Raw genomic sequence first — 12,785 nt, forward strand, 5'->3', positions numbered from 1 at the left:
CAAGTACGCGGCGTGAAATCAGTCCGATTTCTTTTTGATCGGCGCTGTTGCGTTTTGCAGCCATTCACGATGATCATCATCGAGATCATCGGCATACATCGCATAAACTTGTGCGTGGTAATCGTTAAGCCACTGCAACTCGTCCCTGGTCATCAATTCCGGATCGATCAGTTTGCGATCAATCGGCGAGAAGGTCAGCGTTTCAAAGCCAAGCATCTTGCGATCGGCCCCAATCGGCGCATCGATTTCAGTTACCGCAATCAGGTTTTCAATGCGAATGCCGTATTCGCCTTCCTTATAAAAGCCCGGCTCGTTCGAAAGGATCATGCCCGGTTTAAGGGCCACCGTGTTCGGCGCCTTGGAAATGCGTTGCGGACCTTCATGCACACCAAGGTAACTGCCAACGCCGTGGCCGGTGCCATGGTCAAAATCAAGCCCGGCTTCCCAAAGTGGCATGCGCGCCAGCGTATCAAGCTGTTGGCCCGTCGTTCCAACGGGGAATATGGCGCGGGCAAGGGCAATATGCCCCTTCAGCACGCGGGTGAAGCGGTCGCGATGTTCCTGTGTCGGATTCCCGATCACGGTCGTGCGCGTGATATCGGTGGTGCCATCAAGATATTGCGCACCGGAATCAATCAGGAAAATCTCGCCCGGGGTCAGATTGCGGTTGGTTTCCGGAGTATTGCGGTAATGGCAAAGCGCCCCGTTCGGGCCACTGCCCGGAATGGTTTCAAAACTTGAATCACGGAACAACGGATCTTCGGCACGCATTGATAGCAACATGTCGGCTGCTGCGCGTTCGTCGATATCACCGTTGGTGGCCGTTTCATCAAGCCATTTGAAATAACGAATGATCTTTTCGCCGTCGCGTTTGTGGGCCTTGCGCGAACCTTCAAGTTCGATGTCGTTCTTGCAGGCCTTCGGAATGGCGACCGGATCACGCCCGACACGCACGGTGGCACCGGCGTCCGACAATTTCATGCGCAGCCAGTCTGCTGCAGTGGCTTCATCAAGACGGACGGCCTGATTGCCCATCGCCTTCAGGGCATCCCCGAGTTCGCCCGGTGCCCGCAAGGTTGCCTCACCCGACAGCCATTTGAGCGTTTCTGGGGCGATTTTGCGTTCGTCCATGAAAAGTTCGACCGAGGCATCGCCGTTGATGATTGCATAGCCAAGTCCAAGCGGGGTTTGCGGCACATCGGCACCACGGATATTCAAAAGCCACGCGATGCTGTCAGGTGCCGACAGAATGGCGCTGTCGCAAGAAATGCGCGACAGGATTTCGGCAATCTGGGTGCGCTTTTCAAAACTCGATTTACCGGCATATTCCATCGGATGTGGCCGAACCGGGCCAAGCGGCAGGTGCGGCTGGGCATGCCAGATGGCGTCAATCGGGTTGGTATCAATCGCAATCAGTTCCGCCCCGACCGCCTCACAGGCAGACCGCAGATGCGTCGCCTGTTGCACGGTATGCAGCCAAGGATCATAAGCCAGCTTCTCACCCGATTTCAGGTGATCATTCAGCCAGCCGACGACTGGTTCTTCGACCAGGTGGCGGTATTCGAACAGATCACGGTTAACTTGCTGGCGCACCTGAATGGTGTATCGCCCATCGACAAAAACGGCGGCCTTGTTGCGCAACACAACGGCCGCACCCGCAGATCCGGTAAAGCCGGTCAACCACGCCAGACGTTCGGCCCGTGCGGGAACGTTTTCACCCTGATGTTCGTCCGCGCGCGGCACAATAAAGCCGTCAACGCCCTTGGCCGTCAGATAGGTGCGCAAGGCATCCATTCGATGGGCGGCGTCAAAATCATCCTTGGCCATTTTAAAAAGCGTTTTACGCTCATCCCGCAGGGCCAGCAACTCGGCCCGCAGGGTATCATCCGGGGATTGGCAAATCAGATCAATCCAGTCTTCTCGCGTGCTGCCCTGGGCTGCGGCCAGAACACCGTCAATCAGGTCGATGACAGCGCTAACATCCTTGTCGACATTGGCGGCTTCAAGCAGTTTGGCAAGTTGAGCATCACCGGAAATGGCCATGAAGATCCTCTTTAAAACATGTGGGGCATTGGGCAGGTGGTAAGACCTATGTAAGGGTTTGTGCCGATGTCGCGCAAGCACCAAAGAACTTTCGGACATACTACGCCCTTTTCCCCGCCCGAAACACCGGTGCATGCATCCCGCGTATGAATGCGTTGCAACCTTCGCAATGCACATTAGCCAAAGGTTAACGTATGACAGTCCCGCGACAAAAAGATGGCCCGTCGGGACGTCAATTTGCTGGAGACCATGAACGGTGATCCGTTTTCCTATTACTGCCTTGAGCGTCATACAATCCCGTCGTCGCCAGACGGCCTATGACGGCCTTGAGCGCCTGGCCCTTGGTCAGAAAACTGCGCTCGGTCTTGATACTGGCCCTGCCCATCCGGCAGACGACATTGCGGATCGAACAAAAAACGACCCGCAAGATGCCAAGGATACGGAATAACCGATCAATCCCGCCCGGGTTGGTCTGCATCAAAAGACGAAGCGCAGGATCACGGTTCATGATCCTTGCGGCATTTTTGTCTTTTCCCTCTGAAACGGCCCTGCTTCTCCACAGCAGGGCCGTTTCTTTTTGACCAGTCGCAGGCCAGCACGCCATAGTGCCCCAAACAGCAAATCACGATCACGATGCGGAGTGGAAATGACCAATACAGTTCTGATCACCGGTGGGTCACGCGGTATCGGACGCGCAACTGCTGTTCTGTTTGCCGCCAAGGGCTGGAACGTTGCGCTAAGCTTTGTTGGCAATCAGGAAAGTGCTGATGAAACATGTGCGATGTGCGAGCGCGCCGGATTTACCGGCAATGTGATTGCCCGCAAATGTGATGTCCGCGATGAAGACAGCGTTATTGCCCTGTTTGAGGCTGCACGTGATCGGTTTGGCGCGATTGACGCCGTGGTTAATAATGCAGGCATTGTCGCCCGGCAAAGCACACTTGCGGATATGGATATTGATCGCATGAAAGCCGTGTTCGATACCAACGTTCTCGGTGCCTATCTGGTTGCACGCGAAGCCGCACGAACCCTTCGTTCCGGCACCGCCATCGTCAATGTTTCGTCCATTGCGGCAAAGCTTGGGTCACCTGGCGAATATATCGATTACGCCGGATCAAAAGCGGCAATCGATACCCTGACCATCGGCCTTGCCAAGGAACTCGGCCCGAAAGGGATTCGCGTCAATGCCGTGCGTCCGGGCATCATCGAAACCGATATCCATGCCAGTGGTGGGCGTCCGGAACGGGTCCATGAACTCGGCCCGAATTGCCCGTTGGGACGTGCCGGCGACCCGCAGGAAGTCGCCCAAAGTATCTTTTGGCTGATCTCGGGCGACGCGTCCTATGTCACAGGCAGCATCATTGATGTATCAGGCGGCCGGTAGCACGACCGATCAAGCCTGATACCCGACGACTTTCCGGATTTGGTTGCTCCTAGGGCGTTTCAGGCTTTCCCGGCAAATCGGCAGACGCCATCGCCACGTCCTTTGTTTCGCCAAACACCGCGACCAAGCCATCATGCAATTCAATGATATCAAGAGGCTTGGCCAGTATGCGCGCAACCCCCAAAGCATTGAAGGCGTCGGTCACCTCGTCTGAGGCATACCCGGTCATCACGACAACAGGAATGTCATTGCCAGCTTCTCGCAGCTTTTCGATCAGTTTCTGGCCGGTCATACCCGGCATGGTCTGATCGGTTAGAAGCGCATCAAAATGTGCATCCGGTGCACTCAGCGCTTCAAGCGCCTTGGCGGCCTCGTTAAACGTATCAACGGAATATCCGATCCGCTCCAACATCCGCGCACACAGCCTGAGGTTCTTTTCCTCGTCATCCACGACCGCAAGATGCCCGCCTGCACCTGCCGACAGGCTGCGGGTTTCGCGCTTTTCATCCGTGGCTTCGCGATCATGTTCCGGCAACAGGATCGCGAACCGCGTTCCCTGCCCCAGACGGCTATAAACTGATATCTCGCCCTTGTGACCGGTCACGATGCCATGCACCGTAGACAGACCAAGACCAGTACCCTTGCCCGGTTCCTTGGTGGTAAAGAACGGATCAAAGATCCTTTTGGCTGTTTCCGGCTCCATCCCGACGCCGTTATCCACAACGCTAATCTGGATATAGCGCCCGACCGTCAACAACGGATGTATTTCCAGACTGTCTTCGGTGACTTCGAAGCGGCTTGCCTTCACGCGAATTTCCCCCTGATCGCCGACCGCATGACAGGCATTGGTGATCAGGTTCATCAGACACTGATCAAGCTGTGTTGCGTTGCCCATCACGGTCATGGACTTCGCCCCCAGTTCGACCTTGATCGACACACTCGATGGCATGGACCCACGGGCAAAACGCACCGTGCCCGCAATCATCGACCCGACATCAATCGGAGAACGTTCGGTTTCTGAATTCCGGCTGAATGCCAGAATTTGGCGGACAAGATCACGTGCCCGATCTGCCCCCTGGCGAATTTCCATAACATCTTCACGCAGCGGTGAATCTTCGGGCAAATCAGAATAAAGCAGTTCGGCATAGCCACTGATTGGCTGCAGGATATTATTGAAATCGTGTGCGATCCCGCCCGCAAGAACACCGATGGTTTCCATCCGCTGGGAATGACGCAGTTGCTGTTCAAGTTTTTCACGTTTGCGTTCGGACTGAAGCCGCTGAAGTTCGGCAGACGCCCTTGACGCGAACACTTCGACAATTGATTTCGCCAGTTCCGGATCACCAAGTGGTTTATCCGATATGGTCACCAGAATACCGATCGGGCGTGCCTCACTGTCGTAAAGCGCGGCCCCGACATATCCAACGACATCAACGTCGGTGACCTTTTGGACATCCTTCATCAAAACGGAAAAATTGTCTTTGCAGACAAACGTGCCTTCCTTGATAACGCGTTCCGCTGCAGATCCAGCCAAGGCAAAATCAAGGCCGCCGCGACTGCCATCCGGGGAATAGAACGCAACTGATTTCACCCGGTCACCGACAAGTTCGGCGATATGGCAATAGGTCATATCAAGCGTTTCACACAGAACCTTTGTCAGGTTTTCAAAGAACCCGGCACCGACCTGATAGCGAATACCACGATAAATGGATTCCAGCGTCTCCTGATGGCGTTCGCGCTCCGTCACGTCCAGTGCGAAACTGGCGATACAATCCAGTTCGCCATTGGCATCAAATATCGGGCTTTCATACCATTCGCAGATGATGCGGCTGCCGTCGCTTTTGACATTCTCAAACCGGTTATTGACGCTGTTTTGCGTTTCCATGATCCGTTCGATCAGAGTGCCAAGCCGCGCCCGGTCTTCCTCGGGCACCAGAAGTTCAAGCTTCTTGCCGACCATCTCATCGGCATAATAGCCAAACAGCTGACAGGCGGTTTCGTTCACCTCGATGATGGTTCGGTCCGGCGTCCAGTAAAACACGCCGATTTTCGCGTTGTTGAAGTGCGCGCGCAGGCGGCGCTGGTTGGCCTCCAGATCACTTTTGGCAACCTCAAGATCCTGGCGATAACGGATGCGTTCGGTGATATCGCGGCAACTGATCCTGATGCCGAGGTTCCCACCGTCGCTATCGGCGATCGGTTGCCATGACATGTCGATACCGACCTTGCGGCCATCCTTGTGAACACCGGTGAATTCGCGGTCACTGCCTGACAGGCCATCAAGACCTTCGTCAATATAGTGGCGCACACGGTCACGATCCTCGGGCGCAATAAATGGCAGCGGATAATCACCACACGCCATGCATTCATCGACCGTGTAGCCCAGAACGCGTTCAATCCCCGGATTTACCCAGATCAGTTTGCCATCAGGCGCAATCCAGCTTTCCCAGCCATAGGTGTAATTGGCAACCGCCTCAAAGCGACGGCGCGAGAAGCTAAGTTCGTCATTGGCTTCCATGACATTTTTCATGCCTGCGGCGGCTGCCAACAACCCACCGGCCATATGGGCGAAAACGATTTCCTCAGGGCGCCATGCTCTGGTCCGCCCGACAGACTCAAAGCACAATATCCCCATCCGACCCGCCGCCGAGATCAACGCCACATCAAGGATTGCCTTGATATTCATCGGGATCAGATAAGCGTCTTTGAGTTCGGAAGTACGCGGGTCTTCAACGGCGTTGTCCGCATCGATAATCTGCCCGGTTTCCAGCGCGGCAAAATATCGCGGCAGTACAGCGCGTTTCAAAATCATGCCGTCATGTTTCGCCGACGGATCATTGGCATCAAACAGCCCGACGCACTCAACGTCACCATCATCTTTTTCCAACCACAGACTTGCCCGTTCACAATTCATCAGGTTGGCAAAACGCTTCAATGTCGGGCGAAAAGACGCGTTTTCGATGCGCTCAAGTGACGAGAAATGGTTGGCGACTTCGGACGCACTTTCGCGGATTTGTTCAAGAAACTTTTTGCCCGACATCAGTTCGTTCTGCGAACGCAACTGGTCCATGCTGGTTTGCAAAAGTGCCTGCCGCATCCAGACGATCCCGACAACAAGTGACGCGGTCATCCAGACATACCCAAACAGCGCAGATCCCCAAACCGGCAAGGTATGGGGAACGGTGCCACTATCGGTGATCAATCCCCCATCGAGGTTGAAAACACGCATCACGCCGACGCTTGCAATCGCGACAACGCAGAACACCGCGTATCGAATGGTCACGGAAAATCGCCAGAACAGCGCCACGATCACGGTTGACACAATCATCATCGCCATGCCGCTTGCGGGCGAAAACCTGACAATATAAAGCAACGACATGCTTGTCATTGCGGCGACAATCACAACCGACTTGGTAAAGGTCGATAAGCGCTTGCGCAGTACAAGACCGGCAACAACGGCCAGAAAAACCAGAAGATGGATGATCTCGACCGTGATCGAACGCTGGCTTGCTTCGCGCAACATCGAGGAAACCAACGCAGGCAACCCGCCAATCGACATCACAAACAGCATAAAGTCTGCGATGCGGTTTCTTGTCCGGTCCAGATTGGCGCTTAATCTTTTTGGCATGAGTTATCGGGCCCCATTCTCAGACCAACTGGTCGGGCATGCTGTTATAGATGGTTTCAAAGCGCAGATGATTATCGGCAAACAGCCCCAAAAGTTTCGGATCGAACATCTCCGGGGATGTTCGCTCGTCACCTTTGGTAATGATATTGACGGCCTCTGTGTGGCCATAGGCCGGTTTGTATCGGCGCGCACTGCGAAGGGCGTCGTAAACATCGGCCAGTGAGACGATCCGCGCAATCATCGGGATATCCGCGCCCGACAGGCCTACACAATAGCCCGACCCTTCCCAATGTTCGTGATGATAGCGTGCAATGATTGCGGCCTGTCCAAGAACCGGGTTGTCCGATGAATTGAGCATCGCAAAGCCGATCTCTGTGTGGCGCTGCATGACCTTGAATTCGTCGTCGGTCAGCTTTCCGTTTTTCAGAAGCACCTCATCAGGCACGCCGACTTTTCCGATATCATGAAGAATGCCGGCCAGACGGATTGTCCGTTGAACATTCTGATCCAGACCGGCCATCTCTGCCAGCAATTGGGAATAAAGACCGACGCGAACACAATGCTCCGCGGTTTCGATGTCCCGATACTGGGAAATCAGGCTTAGCCGATCGATCATTTCCTGTTCTGCACCGCCAAGTTTGCGGCTGATATCATCAAGGGTTTTCGACTGACTGATGTTTTCCAGTTCGAGTTTGCGAACACGTTCGACTTCGCGGTCCCGTTCCTGCAGTCGTGCCTGCGCATCAAGTGCTGCGCGTTCAAGATCAGCACGTTCAATCGGCTTATCAAGAAATTCCCGAACACCAAGACGCAGTGCCGTCACGGCATCGGTCTTATCACCATCCCCGGTCAACAGAATGAATTCGAAATCCCGTTTGTATTCGTTTATTGCCCGTTTGACGAAGTCTAGACCACTGCAATTTGGCATGCGCAAATCAGAAACAACCAGACGCAATGATGCGTCCGATTTTACTGTCTCAAGCGCTTCAAGTCCGTCAGATGCAACAACCACTTCAAAACCGGCACGCTCCAAGATACGTGCCAGCAATTTTCGGATCGGCGGTTCGTCATCTACAACCAAAATGCGACGTTCAAGCTCACTCAATCACTCTGCCCCATGCCAGATACAAAATACTACGAGCGAATAGATAAAACCTATCCGTTGGTATTGTATATTGCAACATACGCAAAAAGTGTGAGATCGGTTCTCAGGCTATTTTTTGCCCGGTTTCCAAGGAATTTCGCGGAAAAAGCAGTGAAAACCTTTGATTGAAATTTGATGGAGAAGTTCTGGCATCTCAGGGATTTCAGTTCCGAAGGCTCGATTGCAATGCGAATCGAAGAAAAACGGCATACGGAAAATCGATCAAAGCAACTGGATCGTGCACCCGGTCATCATGCAACAGCGACGGACAAGGCGGTTTTGGTGATGGGAATTTCCGCGTTCAAGTGCGAACCTGATAGGCATTGCCCGTTATCCACGGGCACCTAATTGTCAAATGTCTCGTGGCATTAATGCATAACGGCAATGCCTCGCGAAAATCACAACGCAATATCGCATTGCCGCCAACTTGCTAAACTTTGCAGCATCGTATCCATGCCTGGAGCTTGCGGCGAAGATGGATGAGTTTTTCTGGTGGATCGTTCTGATTGGGTTCATTGCCCAATTGATTGATGGCGCCCTTGGTATGGCCTATGGCCTGACCTCAACTTCCCTTTTGATAACGCTTGGCTTAGCACCTGCACAGGCAAGTGCGACTGTCCACGCCGCCGAGATTGCAACCACCGCTGTTTCCGGCACAGCCCACCATTTTGCACGCAATGTCGATTGGCGCATGGTCCGTCAACTGGCACTTGCCGGTGCAATAGGCGGCTGTGCCGGGGCCGCTCTTTTATCATCGGGGATTGGGGACTATCTGGCACCGTTTGTCGCGGTGTATCTTAGTGCCCTTGGCGTTCTTGTAATTGCAAAGGCGCTTCGCAAAGTTCAGCCGCCTGCGGCAATCCGCGGACTTACCCCACTTGGCATGATCGGTGGATTTCTTGATGCAATCGGGGGTGGCGGCTGGGGACCTATCGTATCAAGCACGCTGGTCTATCGCGGCAACGAACCGCACCGCATGCTTGGAACGTCTGCCGCGGCCGAGTTTTTTGTAACCGTGACGATTACCGTCACATTTGCCGGATCATTTGGATTGGAAAGCTTCGGGATGGCGGCACTGGCACTTGTAATCGGCGGTGTGCCGGCCGCCCCGTTGGCGGCCGTGCTTGTCAAAATTATCCCGCGAAAGCCGCTTATGATTGCGGTTGGCGTCCTTATCGTCGGCCTTGGCCTTCTGGGGATATATCGCTTTGTCTTCGCCCTTATGGCTTAGCCGACAACAAGTGTTGTCCAGTTTTCGACCTTGAAGCGATTGATCAGGGAAAGCCCGACGTCGCGGTAGGCCGACAGAACAAACTGTTCCTGATGCGCAAGAAGGCCTGAGAGGATGACAACACCGTTTTCCGAAAGCGTACTGGTCAGATCATGCGCCATCCCACGCAGCGGGCGGGCAAGGATGTTGGCACAGACAATGTCGTAATACCCGGCATCACGAATACGGGCATCCTGAAAACCGTTTGAATGAATGGCTGTGACAAGATCGGCGATCTTGTTGGTTTTGGCATTTTCGCGTGCCACCCGAACCGATGCGGCATCAATATCAGCCATCATCACCGGGCACCGCCAGGTTTTGGCACATGCCATGCCCAAAATGCCGGACCCGCAGCCCATATCAAGCGCATTCTGACGCGGTCCGCGTTTGGCCAGCCAGTCGATTGCGGCAAGACATCCCTTGGTGGTTTGGTGTTCGCCAGACCCGAATGCCAGACCGGCATCGACCTGAAGGGCAGTTTTGGATACCGGGATTTCCTCGTTCCAGTGCGAACCATGGACAAAGAAACGCCCGACCGAGATCGGCTTGAAGCTGCGCAGGTTTTCGCTGACCCAGTCCTTTGGCTCATAGGTGCCAAAGGTTACGGTTGGTGCATCAATGCCGACTGCAGATGCCATGATTGACACCGCGGTCTCAACCGCACCCTTGTCAAACATTTCACCGGCAAAGCCTTCGATACGCCAAGGTCCGTCAGGGTTGCCATCACGCTCGAAATGCGAAAGCGCATCGCAATAATCAAACAGCGCGTCGGCAAACATCTGCGCATAGGCGCCATCAACTTCGAATTTGAAGTTATAGCAAAGGACGGGTTCGGTCATATCGCTTCTCGCTCGTGTGGGCGGCAAATGTGCTCTGCCCGGTTAAATCGGTCATCCGAAAATGTTGCCCGGGGCTTACCCCGGCAGGATGAAGCTGTCGACCACTTTCTTGGTGCCGACACTTTCGAAATGGATTTCCAGCTTGTTGCCATCGACCGCACGAACGGTTCCCGACCCGAACTTGCGATGGCGCACCGTATCGCCCACCTTGTATTTCGATGAGTTGGAACTGGTGGAATAACTGGTTTCACCGTCGGGCTTCACATCAATCACGTTCTTTCGCACGCGATCCTGCCATCCGCTTGAGGCGAATTTACGATCCCCCGCGCCCGATACCGGATTGCGCGACGGCGTGCTGCCACTGTCGCTTGCCCAGCTTGGCATTTTCATCCAGTCATCGGCACCCCAGGCACCTGGTGAATGATTGCCACCATGCCCGCCAAGACCAGTATCGCTGCTGCGTTCGATATGTTCGTTGGGCAACTCATCAACAAAGCGCGATGGCAGGGCTGATTGCCACTGGTTATAGATGCGCCGATTGGCCGCATAACAGATGGTCGCACGTTTGCGTGCCCGAGTGATCCCGACATAGGCCAAACGACGTTCTTCCTCGAGGCCCTTTACCCCGCTCTCATCCATCGCGCGTTGATGCGGGAAGACGCCCTCTTCCCAACCGGGCAGGAAGACGTAATCGAACTCAAGTCCCTTGGCGGCGTGCAGGGTCATGATGGTGACTTTTTCCTCATGATCGTTCTGCGCGTTTTCCATCACCAACGAGACATGTTCGAGGAAGCTGGTCAGGTTCTCGAATTCGCCAATTGCAGATACCAGTTCTTTCAGGTTTTCCAGACGGCCGGGCGCATCAATTTCCTTGGATGTCCGCCACATATCGGTATAGCCGCTTTCATCCAGAACAGTTTCAACGACTTCGACATGGCTGCTGTTGCCAAGCATTTCGCGCCAGCGTTTGAAATCCCCCAAAAGACCGCCGATGCTTTGGCGCATCTTGGGTTTGAGTTCTTCGGTATCCAACAAATCACGCGCCGCCGCCGGCAGCGAGATCGCCTGATCACGGGAATATTGATGCAATGTCTGAAGCGTTGCCTTGCCAACCCCACGCTTGGGCACATTGACGATGCGCTCAAACGCCAGACTGTCATCGGGCTGCGCAACAAGCCGGATATAGGCCAGCGCGTCACGGATTTCCTGACGCTCGTAGAAGCGCGGACCACCGACAACACGGTATGGAATGCCCAGCGTGATCAGACGTTCTTCAAATTCGCGGGTCTGGAAACCGGCACGCACCAGAATGGCAATCTGGGATGCACCAACGCCATTGCGCTGAAGGGCTTCGATATCTTCGCCGATCAGGCGGGCCTCTGCTTCACCGTCCCAGACACCTTTGACAAACACCTTGTCGCCAGTATCAATCTCGGTCCACAGCTCCTTGCCCAGACGGCCATCATTAAACGTGATCAGTTTGGACGCTGCGGCCAGAATGTGCGGGGTGGAACGATAATTCTGTTCAAGCCTGACAACCTTGGCACCGGGAAAATCGGACTCAAAGCGCAGGATGTTGCCGACCTCGGCCCCGCGCCAGCTATAGATCGCCTGATCATCATCACCAACGCAGCAAATGTTGCGATGGACCATCGCCATTGCGCGCAGCCACAGATACTGGGCAACGTTGGTATCCTGATACTCGTCGACCAGAATATAGCGGAAGGTATTCTGATACTGCTTGAGAATTTCCGGATGCTGCTGGAAAAGGGTCAGGCAATGCAGCAACAGATCACCAAAGTCACAGGCATTCAGGACTTTGAGGCGTTCCTGATAAATCTTGTAAAGGTGGTTGGCCCCGCCATTGGCGAACTCGACACTTTCATTGACCCGTTCAGGCGTCAGCCCCTTGTCCTTCCAGCGCTGAATGATCCCCATCAGCTGCTTGGCTGGCCATTTTTTCGGATCGATCTGTTCGGCATCCATGATCTGCTTAAGCAGGCGGACCTGATCATCGCTATCAAGGATGGTGAAGTTTGACTTTAGCCCGATCAGGTCGGCATGACGGCGCAACAAGCGCGCTGAGAGCGAGTGGAAGGTTCCCAGCCACCAGCCTTCAACCGGACGACCAAGCGCCTGTGCGACACGTTCCTGCATTTCCTTAGCCGCACGGTTGGTAAAGGTAACGGCAAGGATCTGCTGCGGATGCAGGCGTTCTGTCTGTGCCTTGGTTTCCAGAAGATGCGCCAGACGCGTGGTCAAAACGCGTGTTTTCCCGGTTCCGGCACCTGCAAGCACCAACAGCGGCCCGTCGAGCGTTTCGACAGCATCGCGCTGCTCGGCATTCAGATTGTCGAGATATGCCGGGGTCGGTGTATCGGCCAGACGCATTTCGGGGCTGGCGGCGAATTCATCAATTTCGAAGGGATCATCCATCATGACCGCATATATATCACGCTGTGCGAAGGGGGCCAGTC

The 12,785-nt window shown here is 54.6% G+C and carries 8 protein-coding genes; 3 read left to right on the forward strand and 5 right to left on the reverse strand.

Features of this window, described 5'->3' with window-relative positions; all coding sequences use genetic code 11:
* Nucleotides 1–18 precede the first annotated feature (18 nt).
* The gene (locus tag AC5Q5A_RS09070) at nucleotides 19–2,043 is read right to left on the reverse strand and encodes an aminopeptidase P family protein (RefSeq protein WP_493895036.1); all 2,025 of its coding nucleotides are present in this window, start codon (nucleotides 2,041–2,043) and stop codon (nucleotides 19–21) included.
* Nucleotides 2,044–2,299: 256 nt separating this feature from the next.
* Between AC5Q5A_RS09070 and AC5Q5A_RS09075 the strand changes: the two genes are divergently transcribed.
* Nucleotides 2,300–2,491, forward strand: a complete 192-nt coding sequence (locus AC5Q5A_RS09075; RefSeq protein WP_157193872.1) for a hypothetical protein — start codon at nucleotides 2,300–2,302, stop codon at nucleotides 2,489–2,491.
* Nucleotides 2,492–2,689: 198 nt separating this feature from the next.
* Nucleotides 2,690–3,427: an SDR family oxidoreductase gene (locus tag AC5Q5A_RS09080; RefSeq protein WP_493895037.1), complete on the forward strand. Its 738-nt coding sequence runs from the start codon at nucleotides 2,690–2,692 to the stop codon at nucleotides 3,425–3,427.
* Between the two features lie 49 nt (nucleotides 3,428–3,476).
* On the opposite strand, the gene AC5Q5A_RS09085 is transcribed toward AC5Q5A_RS09080, so the two are convergent.
* Both AC5Q5A_RS09085 and AC5Q5A_RS09090 read right to left on the reverse strand, forming a co-directional pair.
* The gene (locus tag AC5Q5A_RS09085) at nucleotides 3,477–7,055 is read right to left on the reverse strand and encodes a PAS domain S-box protein (RefSeq protein ID WP_493895038.1); all 3,579 of its coding nucleotides are present in this window, start codon (nucleotides 7,053–7,055) and stop codon (nucleotides 3,477–3,479) included.
* Between the two features lie 19 nt (nucleotides 7,056–7,074).
* Complete coding sequence (locus tag AC5Q5A_RS09090; RefSeq protein WP_493895039.1) at nucleotides 7,075–8,160, reverse strand: HD domain-containing phosphohydrolase; 1,086 nt, start codon at nucleotides 8,158–8,160, stop codon at nucleotides 7,075–7,077.
* Nucleotides 8,161–8,674: 514 nt separating this feature from the next.
* Here AC5Q5A_RS09090 and AC5Q5A_RS09095 point away from each other — a divergent pair.
* Nucleotides 8,675–9,430, forward strand: a complete 756-nt coding sequence (locus tag AC5Q5A_RS09095; protein WP_493895040.1) for a sulfite exporter TauE/SafE family protein — start codon at nucleotides 8,675–8,677, stop codon at nucleotides 9,428–9,430.
* Here the strand turns inward: AC5Q5A_RS09095 and AC5Q5A_RS09100 are convergent.
* Nucleotides 9,427–10,308 (reverse strand): 50S ribosomal protein L11 methyltransferase, encoded by an 882-nt coding sequence (locus AC5Q5A_RS09100; protein WP_008889572.1) that lies wholly within the window; start codon nucleotides 10,306–10,308, stop codon nucleotides 9,427–9,429. The genes AC5Q5A_RS09095 and AC5Q5A_RS09100 overlap by 4 nt on opposite strands.
* 75 nt (nucleotides 10,309–10,383) lie before the next feature.
* Nucleotides 10,384–12,744, reverse strand: a complete 2,361-nt coding sequence (locus AC5Q5A_RS09105) for an ATP-dependent helicase (RefSeq protein WP_493895184.1) — start codon at nucleotides 12,742–12,744, stop codon at nucleotides 10,384–10,386.
* Between the last annotated feature and the right edge of the window lie 41 nt (nucleotides 12,745–12,785).

The organism is Thalassospira sp. CA1, assembly GCF_059052855.1.

Excerpts from the sequence above, each read along its gene's own strand:
- AC5Q5A_RS09095 (WP_493895040.1), top strand. The coding sequence starts at position 8,675 with ATGGATGAGTTTTTCTGGTGGATCGTTCTGATTGGGTTCATTGCCCAA.
- AC5Q5A_RS09080 (WP_493895037.1), top strand. The coding sequence starts at position 2,690 with ATGACCAATACAGTTCTGATCACCGGTGGGTCACGCGGTATCGGACGC.
- AC5Q5A_RS09085 (WP_493895038.1), bottom strand. The coding sequence starts at position 7,055 with ATGCCAAAAAGATTAAGCGCCAATCTGGACCGGACAAGAAACCGCATC.
- AC5Q5A_RS09070 (WP_493895036.1), bottom strand. The coding sequence starts at position 2,043 with ATGGCCATTTCCGGTGATGCTCAACTTGCCAAACTGCTTGAAGCCGCC.
- AC5Q5A_RS09105 (WP_493895184.1), bottom strand. The coding sequence starts at position 12,744 with ATGGATGATCCCTTCGAAATTGATGAATTCGCCGCCAGCCCCGAAATG.
- AC5Q5A_RS09100 (WP_008889572.1), bottom strand. The coding sequence starts at position 10,308 with ATGACCGAACCCGTCCTTTGCTATAACTTCAAATTCGAAGTTGATGGC.